The sequence below is a fragment of the Staphylococcus sp. GDY8P126P genome (assembly GCF_017891965.1).
GTDB classification, from domain to species: domain Bacteria; phylum Bacillota; class Bacilli; order Staphylococcales; family Staphylococcaceae; genus Staphylococcus; species Staphylococcus saprophyticus.
Map to the genome: position 1 here is coordinate 568,154 of NZ_JAESKG010000003.1, position 21,610 is coordinate 589,763.

The 21,610-nt window shown below is 34.8% G+C and carries 16 protein-coding genes and 2 tRNA genes; 17 read left to right on the plus strand and 1 reads right to left on the minus strand.

Annotated elements, in window-relative coordinates; genetic code table 11:
- Positions 1 to 5: 5 nt before the first annotated feature.
- From KA893_RS07945 to KA893_RS07960, 4 genes are all read left to right on the plus strand, one after another.
- Positions 6 to 1,973, plus strand: coding sequence for a DHH family phosphoesterase (locus KA893_RS07945; RefSeq protein WP_002481976.1), 1,968 nt, complete (start codon positions 6 to 8; stop codon positions 1,971 to 1,973).
- Positions 1,970 to 2,416 (plus strand): 50S ribosomal protein L9, encoded by a 447-nt coding sequence (rplI, locus tag KA893_RS07950; protein ID WP_002481977.1) that lies wholly within the window; start codon positions 1,970 to 1,972, stop codon positions 2,414 to 2,416. The genes KA893_RS07945 and rplI overlap by 4 nt, the downstream gene beginning before the upstream one ends.
- 39 nt (positions 2,417 to 2,455) lie before the next feature.
- Positions 2,456 to 3,856: a replicative DNA helicase gene (dnaB, locus tag KA893_RS07955; RefSeq protein ID WP_037537355.1), complete on the plus strand. Its 1,401-nt coding sequence runs from the start codon at positions 2,456 to 2,458 to the stop codon at positions 3,854 to 3,856.
- A 295-nt stretch (positions 3,857 to 4,151) separates the two neighbouring features.
- Positions 4,152 to 5,435: an adenylosuccinate synthase gene (locus KA893_RS07960; protein ID WP_002481979.1), complete on the plus strand. Its 1,284-nt coding sequence runs from the start codon at positions 4,152 to 4,154 to the stop codon at positions 5,433 to 5,435.
- Between the two features lie 88 nt (positions 5,436 to 5,523).
- Here KA893_RS07960 and KA893_RS07965 read toward each other — a convergent pair whose 3' ends face one another.
- Positions 5,524 to 6,735, minus strand: a complete 1,212-nt coding sequence (locus tag KA893_RS07965; protein WP_129334942.1) for a macrolide family glycosyltransferase — start codon at positions 6,733 to 6,735, stop codon at positions 5,524 to 5,526.
- A gap of 285 nt (positions 6,736 to 7,020) precedes the next feature.
- Between KA893_RS07965 and KA893_RS07970 the strand changes: the two genes are divergently transcribed.
- The 13 genes from KA893_RS07970 (at position 7,021) to KA893_RS08030 (ending at position 21,596) form a co-directional block, all read left to right on the plus strand.
- Positions 7,021 to 7,095: transfer RNA gene (locus KA893_RS07970), tRNA-Glu, on the plus strand.
- A 6-nt stretch (positions 7,096 to 7,101) separates the two neighbouring features.
- Positions 7,102 to 7,174 (plus strand) — tRNA-Asp (locus KA893_RS07975).
- Between the two features lie 194 nt (positions 7,175 to 7,368).
- Positions 7,369 to 7,827: a MarR family winged helix-turn-helix transcriptional regulator gene (locus tag KA893_RS07980; RefSeq protein WP_129334943.1), complete on the plus strand. Its 459-nt coding sequence runs from the start codon at positions 7,369 to 7,371 to the stop codon at positions 7,825 to 7,827.
- A 452-nt stretch (positions 7,828 to 8,279) separates the two neighbouring features.
- Positions 8,280 to 9,686: a DHA2 family efflux MFS transporter permease subunit gene (locus KA893_RS07985; protein ID WP_129334944.1), complete on the plus strand. Its 1,407-nt coding sequence runs from the start codon at positions 8,280 to 8,282 to the stop codon at positions 9,684 to 9,686.
- A gap of 416 nt (positions 9,687 to 10,102) precedes the next feature.
- Positions 10,103 to 10,804 (plus strand): response regulator YycF, encoded by a 702-nt coding sequence (gene yycF, locus KA893_RS07990; protein WP_002481985.1) that lies wholly within the window; start codon positions 10,103 to 10,105, stop codon positions 10,802 to 10,804.
- Positions 10,805 to 10,816: 12 nt separating this feature from the next.
- Positions 10,817 to 12,649, plus strand: coding sequence for a cell wall metabolism sensor histidine kinase WalK (gene walK / locus KA893_RS07995; RefSeq protein ID WP_037537341.1), 1,833 nt, complete (start codon positions 10,817 to 10,819; stop codon positions 12,647 to 12,649).
- A complete protein-coding gene (locus tag KA893_RS08000) occupies positions 12,639 to 13,979 on the plus strand; it encodes a YycH family regulatory protein (protein WP_037537344.1) in 1,341 nt (446 codons plus the stop codon). Before walK ends, KA893_RS08000 begins: the two co-directional genes overlap by 11 nt.
- The gene (locus KA893_RS08005) at positions 13,980 to 14,762 is read left to right on the plus strand and encodes a two-component system regulatory protein YycI (protein ID WP_069822125.1); all 783 of its coding nucleotides are present in this window, start codon (positions 13,980 to 13,982) and stop codon (positions 14,760 to 14,762) included.
- 422 nt (positions 14,763 to 15,184) lie between these two features.
- Complete coding sequence (locus KA893_RS08010) at positions 15,185 to 15,985, plus strand: MBL fold metallo-hydrolase (RefSeq protein WP_002481989.1); 801 nt, start codon at positions 15,185 to 15,187, stop codon at positions 15,983 to 15,985.
- 818 nt (positions 15,986 to 16,803) lie between these two features.
- Positions 16,804 to 17,283: a 23S rRNA (pseudouridine(1915)-N(3))-methyltransferase RlmH gene (gene rlmH, locus KA893_RS08015; RefSeq protein ID WP_069826013.1), complete on the plus strand. Its 480-nt coding sequence runs from the start codon at positions 16,804 to 16,806 to the stop codon at positions 17,281 to 17,283.
- A gap of 45 nt (positions 17,284 to 17,328) precedes the next feature.
- Positions 17,329 to 19,842, plus strand: coding sequence for a Spaf_1101 family AAA-like ATPase (locus KA893_RS08020; protein WP_210125674.1), 2,514 nt, complete (start codon positions 17,329 to 17,331; stop codon positions 19,840 to 19,842).
- Positions 19,843 to 19,928: 86 nt separating this feature from the next.
- The gene (locus KA893_RS08025) at positions 19,929 to 20,891 is read left to right on the plus strand and encodes a helix-turn-helix transcriptional regulator (protein WP_210125676.1); all 963 of its coding nucleotides are present in this window, start codon (positions 19,929 to 19,931) and stop codon (positions 20,889 to 20,891) included.
- A gap of 75 nt (positions 20,892 to 20,966) precedes the next feature.
- Positions 20,967 to 21,596 (plus strand): type 1 glutamine amidotransferase family protein, encoded by a 630-nt coding sequence (locus tag KA893_RS08030; RefSeq protein WP_040030476.1) that lies wholly within the window; start codon positions 20,967 to 20,969, stop codon positions 21,594 to 21,596.
- Positions 21,597 to 21,610 lie beyond the last annotated feature (14 nt).

Below are 21,610 nucleotides of genomic sequence, written 5' to 3' on the forward strand. Positions count from 1 at the left end.
GAAGAATGAACCGTCAATCCACTAAAAAAGCGTTGATTTTACCATTTGTAATTATGACGCTCACCGCAATTGCGCTGGTTGTAGTTTGGTTTGTTTTTAACCAACTCGTAGCAGGTATAGCGACGATTGTATTAGTGATTATTATTATAGGGACAGCATTTATGGTAAGACAAGCTTTACAAAAATTAGACAGCTATGTGGACAATTTAAGTGGTCATATCTCTGAAGGTAGTAATATCGCAATTAAAAATCTACCTATCGGAATGATTATCTTAGATGAAAATGAAAACATAGAGTGGATGAATAGATTTATGTCGGAACGTTTAAATCGTAATGTAATTTCCGACCCAGTCAACGAAGTATATCCTAATATCTTAAAACAATTAGAAAAAACACAAGAAATAGAAATTAATGAAAATGAATACCACTATCGTGTGCGTTATTCAGAAAAAGAACACGTGCTTTATTTCTTCGACATTACAAAAGAAGTCTATACAAATGAATTATATGAATCATCTAAACCAATTATAGCGACATTATTCTTGGATAATTATGATGAAATTACCCAAAATATGAATGATACGCAAAAATCAGAAATCAACTCAATGGTTACGCGCGTCATCAGTAGATGGGCAACAGAACATAATATTTACTTTAAACGCTATAGTTCGGATCAATTCGTGGCATATTTAAACCAAAATATTTTAAACGAAATTGAAGCAACTAACTTTAGTATTTTAAGCCAATTACGTGAAAAGAGCGTAGGTTATCGCGCGCAATTAACATTAAGTATTGGTGTGGGTGAAGGTTCTGAAAATCTAATTGATCTTGGAGAACTTTCTCAATCTGGACTAGATTTAGCACTCGGTCGTGGTGGCGACCAAGTTGCAATTAAACACGTGAACGGTAATGTACGTTTCTATGGTGGTAAGACTGACCCAATGGAAAAACGTACACGTGTAAGAGCGCGTGTTATCTCACATGCACTTAAAGATATCTTAATGGAAGGCGACAAAGTGATTATCATGGGGCACAAGAGTCCTGATTTAGACGCAATTGGTGCAGCAATTGGTGTATCTCGTTTTGCGATGATGAATAATCTAGATGCCTATATTGTTTTAAATGAATCTGATATCGATCCGACGTTACGACGTGTTATGGATGCGGTAAATGAAAAACCAGAACTTAAAGATCGTTTCATCACTTCAGATGAAGCATGGGACATTATGACTTCCAAGACAACGCTTGTCGTTGTAGATACGCACAAACCAGAAATGGTCATCGATGAAAATATTTTGAATAAAGCCAATCGTAAAGTAGTCATTGACCATCATAGACGTGGTGAAAGTTTCATTTCGAGTCCATTACTTGTATATATGGAACCTTATGCAAGTTCAACAGCAGAACTCGTTACAGAATTACTCGAGTATCAACCAACAGAACAACGTCTGACACGTTTAGAATCAACGGTCATGTTTGCCGGCATCATTGTAGATACACGTAACTTCACATTGCGTACTGGCTCTAGAACATTTGATGCGGCAAGTTATTTACGTGCACATGGTGCCGATACAATCTTGACGCAGCATTTCTTAAAAGATGACCTTGATACGTATATTAATCGTACTGAATTGATCCAAACAGTGAAACTACAAGATAATGGTGTTGCCATTGCACATGGTTCAGATGAGAAAATCTACCATCCTGTTACAGTTGCACAAGCTGCCGATGAACTGTTAAGTTTAGATGGTGTAGAAGCTTCTTATGTAGTTGCAAGAAGAGAAGACAATGTCGTAGGTATGTCTGCGCGTTCACTTGGTGCAGTCAATGTTCAGTTAACAATGGAAGCACTTGGTGGTGGAGGTCATTTAACGAACGCAGCCACACAATTAAAAGATGTGACTGTTGATGAAGCAATTGAAAAATTACAACAAGCTATAACAGAACAAATGAGTAGGAGTGAAAATTCATGAAAGTAATATTCACACAAGATGTTAAAGGTAAAGGTAAAAAAGGCGAAGTTAAAGACGTACCAGTTGGTTACGCAAATAACTTCTTATTGAAGAAAAACATGGCAGTTGAAGCAACGCCAGGTAACTTAAAACAATTAGAACAAAAAAATAAAGCTGCTGAAGCAGAACGTCAACAAGAAATTGAAGATGCTAAAAAATTAAAAGAACAATTAAGTGAGATTGAAGTCGAAGTATCTGCTAAAACAGGTGAAGGCGGTAAATTATTTGGTTCAGTAAGTACCAAACAAATCACACAAGCATTACAACAACAACATGACATTAAGATTGATAAACGTAAAATGGACTTACCAAATGGTATCCATGCATTAGGTTACACTAACGTACCAGTTAAATTAGACAAAGAAGTTGAAGGTACAATTCGTGTACACACAGTTGAACAATAATAACGGATTGAGATATGAGGTGTAAGCGCAATGGATGGAATGGATGGAATGTACGAACAAAATCAAATGCCACACAGTAATGAGGCTGAACAGTCTGTCTTAGGTGCCATTATCATAGATCCAGAATTAATCAACACTACTCAGGAAGTATTACTTCCTGAGTCCTTTTATAGAGGGGCACACCAGCACATTTTCAGAGCAATGATGAACCTCAATGAAGATAATAAAGATATCGATGTCGTTACCATTATGGATCAGTTATCCCAAGAAGGACGATTGAATGAAGCGGGCGGTCCTCAATATCTTGCAGAATTATCAAGTAATGTGCCGACCACACGTAATATTCAATATTATACGGAAATTGTGTTTAAACACGCCACGAAGCGTAAATTAATTCAAACTGCGGATAGTATTGCGAACGATGGCTATAATGATGAACTGGAACTAGATACGATACTTAACGATGCTGAACGTCGTATATTAGAACTATCATCCACACGTGAAAGTGATGGATTTAAAGACATTCGAGATGTCTTAGGTGATGTTTATGAAAATGCAGAACTATTAGATCAGAACAGTGGTCAAACGCCAGGTATTCCAACAGGGTATCGCGATTTAGACCAAATGACAGCGGGTTTTAACCGTAACGATTTAATTATCTTAGCAGCACGTCCTTCGGTAGGTAAGACTGCCTTCGCACTTAATATTGCACAAAAAGTGGCAACACATGAAGATCATTTTTCTGTAGGGATCTTTTCTTTAGAGATGGGCGCAGATCAGTTAGCAACACGTATGATTTGTAGCTCGGGCAATGTGGATTCGAACCGCTTAAGAACAGGTATGATGACTGAGGAAGACTGGAATCGTTTCACAATTGCTGTAGGTAAATTATCACGTACAAAGATATTTATTGATGATACACCTGGGATTCGTATCACAGATATTCGTTCAAAGTGTCGTCGCTTGAAACAAGAACATGGCTTAGACATGATTGTTATTGACTACTTACAGTTAATTTCAGGTAGTGGTTCTCGTTTTTCTGACAATCGACAACAAGAAGTATCAGAAATATCACGTACTTTAAAGGCGATTGCCAGAGAATTAGAATGTCCTGTGATTGCATTGAGTCAGTTATCTCGTGGTGTAGAACAACGTCAGGATAAACGTCCGATGATGAGTGATATACGTGAGTCGGGTTCTATCGAGCAAGATGCCGATATCGTAGCCTTCTTATATCGTGATGATTATTACAATCGTGGCGAAGATGAAGACGACGATGATGATTCAAATTACGAACCACAAACGAATGACGATAATGGTGAAATTGAAATCATTATTGCGAAACAACGTAACGGTCCTACAGGCACCGTTAAGTTACACTTTATGAAACAATATAATAAATTTACAGATATAGATTATGCACATGCTGATTTTGGATAAGGTAAAAAAATAATTTTCTTGTTAATTTCCGTACAATAATACAAATACGTATTTCATTGTACGGTTTTTGTTTGTGTTTATTGCCGTGTATTCGCAGTAAGTATGTGTCCTTATAAATGTAAAAAATGGTCTTAATACTTGGTGTGACTGGATTTAAACTGTATCTCTTTCCACTTTGAACACCATCAAAATTTTCAAAATATAAATAAATTAATGTTCGATTTTTGGTTTGCAATATGGTTGGTGTATTGGTAAAATACGTAATGGTTAATCGAGAAAACTTGGAGGTGCTCATATGTCATCAATAGTAGTCGTTGGGACACAATGGGGAGACGAAGGTAAAGGTAAAATTACAGATTTCTTAGCAGAACAAGCAGATGTTATTGCACGTTTTTCAGGCGGTAACAATGCAGGCCACACAATTAAATTTGGTGGAGAAACATATAAATTACACTTAGTACCATCTGGTATTTTCTATAAAGAAAAATTAGCAGTTATTGGTAATGGTGTCGTTGTCGATCCAGTAGCACTATTAAAAGAATTAGACGCGCTAAACGAAAGAGGTATTTCAACGGATAATTTACGCATTTCAAACCGTGCGCAAGTTATTTTACCTTATCATATTAAACAAGATGAATATGAAGAAGAACGTCGCGGAGATAATAAAATCGGTACAACGAAAAAAGGTATCGGTCCAGCTTATGTAGATAAAGCACAACGTATTGGTATCCGTGTCGCAGATTTATTAGATAAAGAAACATTTGAAAAATTATTAAAAGATAATATTGAATACAAAGGTGCATACTTCGAAGGGATGTTTGGCAAAGCATGTCCAACATTTGAAGAAATCTTTGAAACATATTATGCAGCTGGTCAACGTTTAGCACCATTCGTGACAGATACTGCAAAAGTTTTAGATGATGCCTTTGTAGCTGACGAAAAAGTATTATTCGAAGGCGCACAAGGTGTGATGTTAGATATCGACCATGGTACATATCCATTCGTTACATCAAGTAACCCAGTTGCAGGTAATGTGACTGTCGGTGGCGGTGTAGGTCCAACATTCGTCTCTAAAGTTATCGGTGTGTGTAAAGCCTATACATCACGTGTCGGCGATGGTCCATTCCCAACAGAACTATTTGACGAAGATGGGCACCACATCCGTGAAGTAGGTCGTGAATACGGTACAACAACAGGACGTCCACGTCGTGTAGGTTGGTTCGACTCAGTTGTATTACGTCATTCTCGTCGTGCAAGTGGTATTACAGATTTATCTATTAACTCAATTGATGTATTAACAGGCCTTAAAGAAGTTAAAATCTGTACTGCTTATGAGTTAGACGGTAAAGAAATTACGGAATACCCAGCTAACTTGAAAGACTTACAACGTTGTAAGCCAATTTTTGAAACATTACCAGGTTGGACAGAAGATGTGACAGGTTGTCGTTCATTAGAAGAATTACCTAATAATGCGCGTAGATACTTAGAACGTATTTCTGAATTATGTGACGTGAAGATTTCAATCTTCTCAGTAGGTCCAGACCGTAATCAAACAAACCTATTAAAATCACTATGGTAAGATTGTAGATTAGATATTATAAAAACCTTGTAGATGTCATCACACAATGAGTGGATGGTACTTCTACAAGGTTTTTTGTTTATCTATATTAATAATTTATGTGATGATCGCGAAAAGTGAGGATTTGATCAACTGCCGTTACGTAACCAGGTTGATCCAAGGCTTGTGTTTGCTTGATTTTTTTAATCTGTGCTTGATAAGTTGCGCGATTCTGTAACATTTCCACAACTTTTGCTTTCAAATCTTCGGTTGTGACAGTTTCAGAATTCAGTTGTTGACCTACATTGATATTTTCAATTTGTTGCGCAACGAGCGGTTGGTCCGCATTTTGTGGAAAAGCCAATAAAGGCACATCCATTAATAATGCTTCATTTGTACTATTCATTCCAGCATGTGTTAAGAAAAGTGCTGTATGCTGTAATAGTTCTGTCTGAGGTACATAGGATTTCAATAATACATTATCAGGGACTGTATCAAAGTCAGCCGCGTTATTTGCTTCACCAATCGATACGATGACAGATACATCAAGATCTTTTAACGCGGCAAAACATTGATTAAAGAAACCAATATTTTGATTAAATACCGTGCCAAGGGAAACGTAAACTATTGGTCGGCTTTGATCAACTTGACTCATAAAATCCGTTGACTGTGGTTGCATCACAGATGGTCCAACAAAACGATAATGTGTTGAATCAAATAATTCAGGATTTATTTGGAATTTTTCCAAGATATAAGCAATATTGAAATAGCCCGGATTATTCATTGTTTCATAACGTGAGTTAACCTCGACGCCATAGGTTGTTTGAATATGCTGTTGTAAATGATCAAAAGTGTCTTCTACGTCATTCATTTCTGTTTCTGATAACGCCTGTGCATTATAGTTGAGTGCCGCTTCAAACGTTTCTGCAGTATGTGCAAAAGACGTAATCGACGAAATGGTAGGAATATGTAATTTTTGCGCAATTAAGTTACCAAAACTAAACATGGAGTCAGAAATTAAATAATCATAATGTTCATTTTTCGTATCTTCCAAAATCTTTGGAAGTATTACATCCGCAGTATTCAATAAGCCGTTGACGACGTGGAATAAATTGCCAGAGCCGTATGCTGTAAAGCGTTGTATAATCTCATCTGTTGGTAGTGTACGTATTTCCACACCCGTATCTTTTAGCTTATCTTGATATTGATCTCCAATGTAGTAAACCACCTCTTCACCACGCGCCACAAGTTCTTTACACACGGCAATCGTAGGATTAAGATGTCCAATGGATCCTGAATTAATAAATAATACCTTAGCCAATCATAAGCCCTCCTCATATTTTATTTAACTAGTTTATCAAAAAGTATTGAAAACAAAAAAGATTTAAATTTTAATAGTTTTTAAAAAATTATCAATTTCTTATATTTTAGTGACTGAAATGATAAAAATGAATGTGCTGCCATACCAATATGACAGACTTTTTAAGCGTTTTAGCACCGTATTTGAACTTTATACAATTAATATAGAAAATTATACTAATAAAATTAAAAAAATAGCTTGTCATCCGGTATAAGAGTTGATATAATTTATTTTGTGCTTAAGACAGGCTCCTTGGTCAAGCGGTTAAGACACCGCCCTTTCACGGCGGTAACACGGGTTCGAGTCCCGTAGGAGTCACCATTTTTAGGTCTCGTAGTGTAGCGGTTAACACGCCTGCCTGTCACGCAGGAGATCGCGGGTTCGATTCCCGTCGAGACCGTATAAACCCATCCAATAGGATGGGTTTTTTTATGCGTAAATATAGAAATGTATAAGTTTTGCTAGATAATTTTTTATATCATATTGTAATATGGTGGATGAGCAATACTTTATCGTATGTTTTGGTCGGAATCTATTTAATGAATGAATAAGCTTTTTTACAATGAAGTGAAATTTAAAATGAGGAGTAAATAAATGACAAATCATAAGCATATAGAAGAAACAGATTTGATTAACCTCATCAGTGGTCGACACCATGACTTAAGACAAAAAGTAGAATATATGACGGCACAACAATTACCTCAGGTTCATTTAGGTAGTTCTGAATGGTATTTAATTATGATCATTAAATATGATCAGCCTACTTTTGCAGAACTCACGCATAAGATCAATTTAACGCGTCAGGCAATCCATAAAGCAGTGAAACAATTAGAACAGAAACAAGTTGTTCAAATTGAAAGTGTGCCCAATAATAAGAAAGAAAAACGTGTAACCTTAACGGAATTTGGTATCATGTGCTATGAGAAATATATTAAAAACAAACAACACATCATTGAACATATTGGTCAAGTGATCGGTGCGTCAGAAGTTGCACATTTAGAGCAATTGTTACAAGCAGACTGGCAATTAGAAAATGATAAGCCAGATGAATAATTAGAGTATATAAAACGATAAACACAACGTTACATACTCTAATTTTTTTTTGCAATTCATTATTGTCAACTAGGTTGACAATAATGGCGAAATTTTGCTAAAGTAAGTTGGTCAGTCTTTTCGACTACATAAATAGCTAGAGCATTTATATAGAAGATTGTCGCATAATGATGAAACAATGTTGCATAAAGATGGCTTGAATTCAGGGGTATGTGGCATAAAGTTTCTTTACAAAGGGATCTTGAGTAACATCAAACATCTTCTATATAGCATGCATCATTCTTAGCATAATAAAAATTCAATGGAAATATAGGAATAAGTCATAACTTATGTAGATGAATTAAGTAAAAGAAAGCAATCGATGATTATGGAAACAGTTGATTTGTCTCATCCATACTTAACACTCTCATTTATACTTATACTTCATTTACCATCAAAAAGGAGTATATCAAATGGCAACACAAGTAAACGTAAAAAGCCCGAAAATGTTTGCGCTGGTCTTAATGATTGGTGGATTTATGGGACTGTTCAGTGAAACAGCACTCAATATGGCATTAACCGATATTATGGCTGACTTTAAAGTATCAGCGGCAACGGTGCAATGGTTAACGACTGGGTACTTACTCGTCATGGCTTGTTTAGTACCAGCGTCATCATACCTTATTAAATGGTTTAGCACGAAAATACTAATTGTTTCAGGTATTTTATTATCATTATTAGACGTAGTTATTGGCGCGCTTGCACCTAACTTCGGTTTACTATTATTGGGACGCTTGATTCAAGCGTTAGGGACAGGTATTTTATTACCTATTATGGTTACGGTTTTGATGCTCATCTTCCCAATTGAAAAACGTGGTGCGGTTATGGGCATCATGGGACTGGTTATTACAGCAGGACCAGCACTCGGCCCCACACTTTCAGGTGTCATTATTTCCGCATCTAGTTGGCACTACATCTTCTGGATCAGTGCAGTGTTATATTTAGTCGTCTTAGGTTTAGCTTTTACAAATACTGAGAATGTAGGAGAGATTTCGAAACCTAAAATCGACATCCTATCTATTTGTTTATCAACGATTGGATTTGCTGGATTAATCTTCGCATTAAGTTCAATGGCAGAAGCGGCCTTCACAAATGTTATCGTTTGGCTACCATTAGTCATCGGTATCCTAGCCTTAATCATCTTTGTTGTACGTCAATTTAAAATTGACTCACCAATGCTTAACTTAAATGTCTTTAAATATCCTATGTTCGTCCTTGGGGCAGCTATGGTATTTATTACGATCTTATGTATTTTATCAACAGGCATCTTATTACCCTTATATTTAAAAGGCGCCTTACTATTTAGTTCAGTGATTGCTGGTTTAACGTTATTACCTGGTAACGCAGTCAATTTAGTATTGTCTCCGATTGTCGGTTCATTGTTTGACCGCTTTGGTGCGAGACACTTCGGCATTATCGGGTATTTATTAATGTTTATCGCTGCAATCACGTTTGCACTTATTATTTCTGCATCCACACCAGTTTGGGCCATTATTCTTACGTTTATGGTACTTTTCTTTGGTATCACAATGGTAATGATGCCAGCACAAACGAACGCTTTAAATCAACTACCACACGATTTATACGTAGATGGCTCAGCTACCATTACGACATTAATACAAGTCGGTGGTTCAGCAGGTACAGCTATCGCCATTACGCTTTATACAACAGCAATGAAATCATTTGGCGCTGCTAATCCGAATGCAAGCCAAGAAATCATACTTTCTCATGGCGTACAGTTTACCTTTTTCTTTATCACTGCATTAACAGTGATTGGTTTTATACTTTCATTATTCGTTAAGAAACAGAAAAGTGTCTAAGCATCCGTTACAGTGATTAGTAAGCTATGACAATGAGGCTTTTCAACATTGAAACAAGCGTTGCGTCGACACGCACGTGATAAATAACGGAATGATACAGTTTTAGATAAATATAAAGCACCACAGAGGGAGGAGCATACGTCATCTAATGCATATTAGGTGACGCGTGCGCTCCCTTATTTGTGTTATAAGCAATAAATTCGAATGATACAGGATGATTGTTTAAACTAGGAATACCTATGATGACCCGATGAATACCCATTTAATCGGTATAATGTTATAATTTTACAATATACAATTTTAAATTTTTATTTGGAGAAATAGAATTAGCGCGCCATAAATGGTAAATTGTATTATAGGGAAATGCGTAGAATTTAATGTAAATGTACTACAATATAGAAATGAGGTTTATAAATATGGCTAGAAAAGTTGTTGTAGTCGATGATGAAAAACCAATTGCTGATATTTTAGAATTTAATTTGAAAAAAGAAGGCTACGAAGTATTTTGTGCCTATGATGGTAACGATGCAGTCGATTTAATCTATGATGAAGAACCAGACATCGTGTTATTAGACATTATGTTACCTGGTCGCGACGGCATGGAAGTTTGTCGTGAAGTACGTAAAAAATACGAAATGCCAATTATCATGTTAACAGCGAAAGACTCAGAAATTGATAAAGTATTAGGTCTTGAGCTAGGTGCAGATGACTATGTGACGAAACCATTTAGCACACGTGAATTAATCGCGCGTGTTAAAGCCAACTTACGTCGTCATTATTCACAACCAGCACAAGAAGTTAATGATGCGTCCAATGAAATTACAATTAAAGATATCGTCATCTATCCAGATGCATACTCTATTAAAAAACGTGGCGATGATATCGAATTAACACACCGTGAATTTGAATTATTCCATTACTTATCTAAACATATGGGACAAGTAATGACACGTGAACATTTATTACAAACTGTTTGGGGTTATGACTATTTTGGTGATGTACGTACAGTAGACGTAACAATTCGTCGTTTACGTGAAAAAATCGAGGATGATCCATCTCATCCAGAATATATTGTGACACGTCGTGGTGTTGGATATTTCCTCCAACAACATGAATAGAGGCACATATTAATGAAATGGCTTAAACATTTTCAGTCCTTACACACGAAATTGGTTATTGTCTATGTATTACTCATTATAATCGGTATGCAAATTATCGGTTTATATTTTACGAATAGTCTAGAAAAAGAATTAACACAAACATTTAAAAATAATATTTCGCAATACGCGAAACAAATTGAAATTAATATAGAAAAAGTCTATGACGAAGATAATGCAATTAATGCTCAAAAAGAAGTTCAGAACTTACTTAATGAGTATGCGAATAGACAAGAAATAGAAGAAATCCGCTTTATAGATAAAGATCAGATTATCATGGCTACTTCGAAGCAGTCTACGCGTAGTCTAATTAATCAAAAAGCGAATGACAATTCCATTCAAAAGGCGCTGTCACTCGGTGAAATCAATAGCCATACCGTATTAAAAGACTACGGTAATGGTAAACAACGTGTGTGGGTATACAACCTGCCTGTGAAAACATCAAACGATGGCACAATTGGTGATGTTTATATCGAAGCGGACATCAATGATGTGTATAACCAATTGAGCAATATCAATCAAATCTTTATCGTTGGTACAGGGATATCACTATTGATTACCGTGATACTTGGTTTCTTTATTGCGCGTACCATTACAAAGCCGATTACAGACATGCGGAACCAAACCGTTGAAATGTCTAAAGGTAACTATACACAACGTGTGAAAATCTATGGTAACGATGAAATCGGTGAGCTCGCACTCGCCTTTAACAATCTGTCCAAACGTGTTCAAGAAGCACAAGCGAATACCGAAAGTGAGAAACGCCGTCTCGATTCCGTTATCACACATATGAGTGACGGTATCATTGCAACCGACCGTCGTGGCCGTGTGCGCATTGTCAATGACATGGCACTCACTATGATGGGCACAATGAAAGAAGACATTATCGGTGACCACATGCTTAAAGTGCTTAAACTCGAAGAAGATTTCTCATTAGATGAAATTCAAGAAAATAATGATAGCTTCTTATTAGATATTAATGAAAATGAAGGTATTATTGCCCGGGTTAACTTTAGTACGATTGTACAAGAAACTGGTTTTGTGACAGGTTACATTGCCGTGCTACATGATGTAACAGAACAACAACAAGTAGAACGCGAACGTCGTGAATTCGTTGCGAACGTGTCACACGAATTACGTACGCCACTGACTTCCATGAACAGTTATATCGAGGCACTCGAAAGTGGTGCTTGGAAAGATGGCGAATTAGCACCACAATTCCTATCCGTTACACGTGAAGAAACAGAACGTATGATTCGTCTTGTTAATGACCTATTACAATTATCTAAAATGGACAATGAATCAGAGCAAATTACCAAAGAAATTGTCGACTTTAATATGTTTATTAATAAAATCATTAACCGCCATGAAATGTCAGCAAAAGATACGACATTTGTGCGTGAAGTACCAACCGAAACCATCTTTACGGAAATCGATCCAGATAAGATGACCCAAGTGTTTGACAACGTCATAACGAACGCGATGAAATACTCTCGTGGCGATAAACGTGTCGAGTTTCACGTGAAACAGAATACGTTATATAATCGTATGACCATTCGTGTGAAAGATAATGGGATTGGTATTCCAATTAATAAAGTAGATAAAATATTTGACCGCTTCTATCGTGTAGATAAAGCACGTACACGTAAAATGGGTGGTACAGGTTTAGGCTTAGCCATTTCTAAAGAAATCGTTGAAGCACACAACGGTCGTATATGGGCAAACAGCGTAGAAGGACAAGGCACGTCAATCTTTATTACACTTCCTTGTGAAGTTCTAGAAGATGGTGATTGGGATGCGGAGTAAAGAATTAATTAAATCGATTATTCTCATCCTTCTTGTCTTAATGAGCGTCGTGTTAACCTATATGACTTGGAATTTCTCACCTGATTTAGCCAATGTAGATAACCAAGGTAGCAACAGCAAAGATTATGAGCCCAATTCAATTGGCAAACCGTTGAATCAAGGTATGGATCAAATCATTACACCCTATCAAGTGGTTCACTCTAAAGGTGACCAGACTGAAGGCATGGAAGCGACAAAGCAAAATATCGAAACCATATTAAAGCCATTAAAGAACCATCGCGTATTGCATGCTGAACAAATGCACAGCAACCACAACTTAATCATTCCAGATTTAACGGATGAGTTTCTCGTACTTGATTTCAGCTATGACATGCCATTAGCAACCTACTTAGGACAAGCGCTGAATATCGATGCCAAAGTTCCGAATAATTTTAAATTCGATCGACTTATCATCGACAATAACAAAGATGGCAATGTGAAACTTTATGCGATTAGTAGCGATAGACATAACGTTGTGCGTATGACCACTTCCGCAAAATTAAATAACTTAAAAAAAGTGATGCAATCACAACATAAAAAAATGCAGCCATACTCAGAAATCATAACGAATAAAGATACGATTGATAGAGCGACACATATCTTTGCACCAAAAGCACCAGAAGCGATGAAATCATATCATACGATTTACAACCGCATCAGTGTTGATACGATGAACTCTATATTATTCAATGATTCTGTCGTTGTACGTAGTACGAAGAGCAGTACTGCAACCTATAACAATAATACAGGTGTGGCGAATTATAATGATGAAACTGAAAAGTATCGTTATACTAACCTCTCAGAAGATGAAAACCGTTCAACTAACATGCAAGATAGTATACCAAGTACCTATGACTATATTAATAACCACGGTGGTTTTACTGATGATTATCGTTTATTCAATATAGATAATAAAAATGGGGAACTTACCTATCAAATGTTCTTAAACGGTCGTCCAACATTTAACGATGAAAATTTAAACAATATCAAAGTATCTTGGGGAGATAAAGGCGTCTTCAGCTATGCACGTGCATTGCTTAAAGCCAATGTCACAATTGACAGTGGCGGAGACGAAACGAAATTGCCTGGTGCTGAAACGGTACGTTCAGAGTTGGCCAACAACCCAGAAATTAACTTTGAAGATGTGACGAACATGACGATTGGTTACAGAATGGAAGAAAAACCAGATAAAAGTGATATTGAAATTCAACGCAATAGCGAATTTAAACCACAATGGTATGTACAATATAACGGTGAATGGCGTGCATACGAAGATGGGAGGCTAGAATAAATGAACTGGAAACGAGCCAAAACCTTATTTATTTTCGTGTTTATTCTAGTCAATATTAGCTTAGTGATTATTTATATTGATAAGGTGAATAAATCGCATATCAATGATAGCGAAGAAGAAAATGCTGTGAATTTTAAACAAGAAGAAATAACAATTCCTGATAACCTTCCAAGTGTTAAAGGTTTGAAAATGCAATTATTGACTGCACGGTCATTTGATTTTTCATCTTATGCAAAATCACGCTCTGAGATCTCAAGTGAAGATTCCGGTGCCAGAGCAAAAGGCGATATCAATAATGCGGTCGATGTCGGAAATGATCAATATACCGCATTAAAATCCTACGTCAAAGACAATGTCTATAAAGGTAAGAATTACGAAATGAGTAATATTGATAACGACAAAGTGACCTTTGAACAAACGTATCATGACTATCCAATTATGAACAATAATAAAGCGAGACTTGAATTTAACGTCAATAATGAAGGTAAAGCAACGAGCTATAAGCAAACCGCAATGAAATCGATTGCGCCATCAGAAGGTGCGAATAACGATAAGAAACAAGTGAACTCAGCTAAGAGCGCCATAGAAGCACTGTATTATAATCGTTACTTGAAGCGGAATGATGAAGTAACCAATGCACGACTTGGCTACTATACCGTTGTTAAAGAGCCGAACGTACAAGTACTCGAAGCCAATTGGGAAATTAAAGTCAAACACGGCGATAAGATTAAGACCTACTATGTCGAAGCCGTATCAGACAGTCCAAAAATTATTGAAGAATAATGTGGATTACTTAAGCACACCTTTTGAAGGTGTGCTTTTTTGGATTGTTTGAGTTTTATTTAAGAATTTTTGAAAAAGATGCTTGTTAAAATAAACAATATACACAGAAGTGAAGTCAAAAGTATGTTAAAATTAAATACTGTTAATAACGTGTTATGGAAAAGTTAAATAACGCGAAAAGATATTATAAAAAAGTCGAAATCATGTTGATTTATCATTGAGTAGATAATCATAAGACGGTTAATATTTTAGAAAAGTGCAGTATGCTTGTAACTTTTATAACGATATAAGGAAAAGTTATGATAGCGTTGCTGATTGCACTTTACAAATAGCATCAATTAGACAGAGGGCAAGTTGACGGCACATAAACCGTAGTCTGCCCAGCAATAATAACGTTAAACAATGTTTATAGATTAGAAAGGGTGAATCGCTTGATACGTATGAGTGTATTAGCGAGTGGTAGTACAGGAAACGCCACTTATGTGGAAAGTGATAAAGGCAGTATCCTTGTCGACGCAGGTTTGACAGGAAAGAAAATGGAAGAACTATTTGGACAAATAGACAAACAGATACAAAATTTGAATGGTATCTTGGTGACGCACGAGCATTCGGATCATATTAAAGGACTCGGGGTGTTAGCACGTAAATATAAGTTGCCAATTTACGCCAATGAAAAAACATGGACAGCCATCGAAAAGAAAGACAGCAAAATTCCAATGGACCAAAAATTTATCTTCAATCCATACGAAACAAAATCATTAGCCGGATTCGATATCGAATCGTTTAACGTGTCACACGATGCCATTGATCCACAATTCTATATCTTCCATAATAACTATAAGAAATTTACGATTTTAACAGACACAGGTTACGTCTCAGATCGCATGAAAGGCATGATTCAAGGCAGCGATGCATTCGTCTTTGAAAGCAATCACGATGTGGATATGCTACGCATGTGCGGTTACCCTTGGAAGACCAAGCAACGTATCCTCAGCGATATGGGCCATGTTTCCAACGAAGACGCAGGTCGTGCCATGACAGACGTCATCACGGGTAGTACCAAACGCATTTACCTGTCCCATTTATCACAAGACAATAATATGAAAGATCTCGCACGCATGAGCGTCGGTCAATTACTTAACGAAAATGATATCGACACAGAAAAAGAAGTACTTCTGTGCGATACCGACAAAGCCAACGCCACACCAATATATACGTTATAAGGTATAGAGTCCCTAACATCTATGATGTTTAAGGACTCTTAATGCATTAGTATAAGCTAATGTAATCCAATATTTTCGTAGTCCCACCCTCGCAAGGATGAGTTTTTTAAAAGAATGCAATTGCTCTAGCATTTGCATAAGCACTACTAATCTTTATAAATAAAGAAGTAATGCTTTAAAAGCTTTATATAAGCGTATTTAGAAACCAGTCATCTATTGCGCATCAATAGACATGTTGAATAGCGTATGAAGAGGGACTATTAATGCATAAGCTAATGTACTGGTTGGTATATGAACAGACTTAACTGGAAAAGTTTAGCGACTACTTAAGGAACTCACATAATAGACATCATTTAAGATACATATTTAACCTATATCTCATAAGGAGGTATAGGTTTTTTGTTAGCCGTCATCATAAATCGTACATGGTTATACAACCTATGTTTTAACACAGATGAAATATACAGTAATCGAATAAATATAACCAGGGGATAACATGGTATTTTGTAAGGATTAGACGAGGATTTTATGAAGAAAAGGTTAAGTTTGTGAATAAGTATGTAAGACAACCGTCAACTTATCCACTGTTTTGTCCAAAGTTATCCAGAGATGTGCACAATTAACATAGAAATACCCACATTATACACAGATTTATCCACAAATACACAGTATCTTCTTCCTTTTTTGTTGATAAAACGTAAAAATTATTAAAAAGCAGTATACATTACTGTTATAATGAGAGGGAATAGTGTGAATAAGTGTATAACTTGTGGATAAGTCTAATAACTTATACTTTTCACTAAACTCGGAGGATAAAAATGAAGATAACAATACTCACAGTAGGTAAATTAAAAGAGAAATACTGGAAACAAGCCATTGCAGAATATGAAAAGCGTTTAGGTGCCTATTCGAAAGTAGAAATCATCGAAGTTCCCGATGAAAAAGCACCAGAAAATATGAGCGATAAAGAAGTAGAACAAGTTAAGGAAAAAGAAGGCCAGCGTTTATTAGCAAAAGTAAAACAGCAGTCCACAGTCATCACATTAGAAATCAAAGGCAATATGTTGACGTCTGAAGATCTGGCAAAAGAAATAGAAAGCCGTATGACACGTGGCCAAAGCGACTTTACATTCATTATTGGCGGATCCAACGGTCTGCATAAAGGCGTACTAGACCGCAGCGACTACGCACTATCATTCAGCAAAATGACCTTCCCACACCAAATGATGCGCGTGATATTGATAGAACAAGTTTATCGTGCGTTTAAGATTATGCGCGGCGAAGCGTATCACAAATAAAACTAAAAAATAGGTTGTAAATAATATATATTTGGAGGGTATTGAATGAGGGACATAGAAGTAGAAAAAGCCTATAGTATGATGAAAGAACGTGACAAAGTAAATTTTGGTGAATACCATAAGACACTATTACATATACATACTCCCGCTTCATATGATTATAAATTATTTGAAGAATGGGGTAATGAATATTTCAAAAATCTTAGTGAAGATAAGATGATAAAAATTGCTCATGAGAAAGGTGTTTTATACGGTGATTATTCATCAATAGATGTTCTGAGGGATTTGTGTACTTCAGATGGATATAAAAACATTAAAGAAATGCTTTCGTATTATATTTTAGCTTATTATATCTATATTAATCATGTATCAATTGTTGTTGTAACAGACCACAATACTATTTCTGGTATCGAAAAAGTAGAAAAAGCAATTAATAAAATGAGTAGTAAATTTCCTAATGCAATTTATCCTGAAGTAATTCCTGGAATTGAGATATCCTGTGCAGATAAAATACATTTAGTGGCTATAGCAAGTATTGATGAACTAAATGAATATTTCCATGAAAAATTGAGTGGATCTTTATTAAGTGAAAAAGAAGGTACTTATAAGACATCATTAGATTTAATTAATGAATTGAATAAAATAGGAATATTTAACTATATTGCTCATATAAATAGTTCTAACATATACACTGAATCTAAATTTTTGTCTGGAGGTTATAAAAGTAAACTATTGAGTAGTGAAAGTTTAAAATATATAGGGGTATCAAATAAAGATAAAATAGACAAGATTTCTTCATTTTTAAGTAATTATAGTAAAGAAAAGAAGTATTTTTTGTTAGATAATGACGCTCATTGTATTGAAGATTTAAAGTTTAAATATATATGGATAAAAGCTAGTAAAAGGACAACGAACATAATAATTGATTCTATCAAAGATTATAAGCTATCAGTTTCATTAGACAAGCCTATAAATGAAGGGAAAAAATACATACGTTCTATGTGTATAATTTCAAATAATGATGTGAATAAAAAGAACTTCCTTATAGATAAAGGTGAAAGAAATAACTTTCAAGTTAATTTTTCACCTTCTCTAAATTGTTTTGTAGGAGGGAGAGGAACTGGTAAAAGTACATTATTAGATCTATTGAATTTAGTGATGAGCCAGAGGTGTGACAGTGTAGACAAGTTGGAGTTTTTAAGTCGGAATTCAAACGTGTATGTTTTATATGAATTAAATAATAAAGAATATATTATTCAATTAAGATTACCCATTTTTAACCGAGAAGAAGCAGAGAATATACTTTATTACTATGGTCAAAATTATGAGAATAAGTACAATTATAGGTATGAATTTAATGAAAAGGCATTACAAGAATATATAAGTAAAGAAGATTTGATGGTATATGAAGTTTCAAGTAAGGGTGAAATTAGTAAGACAAAAAATAAGTCGAAAATCTTAGAAGAAATGTTTGATAGATCATATTCCATGAACGACTTAGTTAATATAGCTAGTACGGACAGAATAAATGATTTTATTTTGGAATTTATAAGTAAAAATAAAAAAATACGACGTGATTATAACAAGAAAAGCTTAATAGATGTTATAGATAGTCCTGCTAAACTAGAAGAATTTTTGAGTAAAATAGAAAAGTACAAAATTAACCGAAAAAACAAAGTTAATGAAATTTTAAAAGAATTTAACGACAAAAATTTAAAGAACTTAAAAATTGAGTATGTTCAGTCTGAGTTAAAAAGTCTTCCTTTAAAAGATTGGTTTTTTGCTGAAGGAAATCTAAAACGTTCATTTTATGATTTTAAAATTACAAAAATAGAGGTTGTAGATTTGTTAAATGAAATCATAGATAATGTAGGTATTAATTCTTTTATAAAAATGTGTATTGATGAGAAGATTAATTTAGAAGTTCGATTAGTTCAATCTATGTCGCAAAATAGTCAAGTCAACAACGAAAATTTAGAATTATGCGAAATAGATGAAACAAACATAAGTGAGTTCAATAAGAAATTAATTATGTTATTTAAAGATATAGATATAGATAAAATGAAGAACTACTTTAATAATTATCTAATTAGTTATGAAAAATTCAACTTAGAATTTAATGTCAACGCCAACACTGTAGCTAATAATAATAAATTACAGTTTAAAAATGTAAAAAATTTGAGCTTAGGTCAAAAAGTTGTCGTTATGTTTAATTTTATCTTAGCGTATAGTGAATATGCTAACGATTATCGCCCATTGATAATTGATCAACCAGAGGATAATTTAGATAGTCAATATATTTATCATAATTTAGTGAACAAGTTAATTGAAACAAAAAACCAAAGGCAAATTATTATTGCAACGCATAATGCAACTATAGTCACTAATGCAATGGCAGAATTAGTTTGTATTATGAAAAGTGATGGGGAAAGAGCTTGGATTGAACAACAAGGATATCCAAGTGAAAAGAAAATTAAAAAAGCTATCGTAAATCATTTAGAGGGTGGAATTGACTCATTTAAACATAAAATGAGTGTCTATAAAGAAGTATTGGAATAAAGTGATAATTTAGTAAAGTAAATACAAATGAAGAAGTAAAGTTGAGAGAAAAGTGATATAAGACCCACATGAAAGAGGTTAACATTATGGCTAAATTAGACAATATACTTGCGATTCTATGGATGCTTAGTTCAGATAAGAAAGTTACTGCCAAGCAAATTTCAGACAAGCTAGAAATGAATATAAGAACTGTGTATCGCTATATGGATACACTTTCAAAAAGTGGCGTGCCCATCATTTCAGATACTGGACATAATGGTGGATATACATTGTTAAATGATTTTATTGAAGCGCCACTTTTTTTTAATTCTGAGGAACAAACAGCAATTTGTCATGCTGCAAATTTTGCAGAAGAAGCGGGTTATTATGGTGGAAATTCGTTAAATAGTGCTATTAGAAAGTTAAGAAACCATTCGAAATTGGATCAAGAAAGTGAAATAGAGAAACATATGTCTAGTCTTGAAGTAATTAAGCAAAATAACATATATCCTTCATATAGCCATTTAGAAGCATTAGAATATTGCGTAGTTAATAGAAATTCTGTCATTATTTCATATTGGAAAAGAAGCGATGACACATCAAATGACAGGCAGGTGGATCCGTACAGAATTATTTACTGGAAAAACAAATGGTATTTAGTCGCATATTGCCATCTTAGAGATGATGTTCGAACATTTAGAGTGGATAGAATAGAAAGTCTCATATTAACTGATGAAACGTTTGAACAGCCCGAAGACTTTTCAGCAGAAAACTTTTTTATGGGGAATTTGTTGCCAATTAAGGAAAATGAAGATGCAACAACAACTTTAGTAATTAATGGAGATGTAAGTACATTAGATGAAATTTGTCACCATTGGTTTCTAGGACATTACTTAAAAGAAAGAACATTCAATCAAGCAGTTTTTCAGCTTGAAGAAACAATTATGAATAAATACGTACCGCAATTATTGTTGTCATATGGTAAAGGGGTTCGAGTTGTAGAGCCTTTGAGTTTAAAAGAAGAAATGATTAAGAACTTGTCCGATTTAATTGAATTCTATCAAAAATAATAGCTTCCTTGACGTTAGTTGTCAGGGAAGCTATGTTACATTTTGTTATATGAATAGTGAATGGAGAATGATTTTATGAAAATATCAAAAGTATATCTTTATGTATTTAATACAATGTCAGATTGGGAGTACGGTTATTTAATTGCTGAATTGAACTCAGGAAGATATTTTAAAAATGGGTTAGAACCATTAAACGTAATAACTGTAGGTGCTACTAAGGAATCAGTAAAAACAATGGGTGGATTACATATAGCGCCAGATATGACTTTCGGTAAATGTAAGGTAGAACACAATGATCTTCTAATTTTACCTGGAGGAATGAATTGGAATGACCAAGTACATAAACCGATATTAGAAAGAGTTGGTACTGCATTAGATGAAGGAACAATTATTGCTGCAATTTGTGGTGCAGTGGATGCTTTAGCTAATAGTGGGTACATAGATACTAGGAAACACACGAGTAATAACTTAGAATATACTAAAATGACGTGTCCAAATTATAGAGGAGAAAAATATTTTGAAATGAAGTCGGCTGTGTCTGATGAAAATTTAATTACTGCGTCAGGTATTGCGCCGCTAGAATTTGCTATGGAAGTATTGAAAAAGATAGACGTATTTGAACCAGATACATTGGAAGCATGGTATGAGTTGAATAAGTCACATAAAGCAAAATATTTTTATAAACTAATGGATTCGATAAGTTAATGTAATTAAGTGAA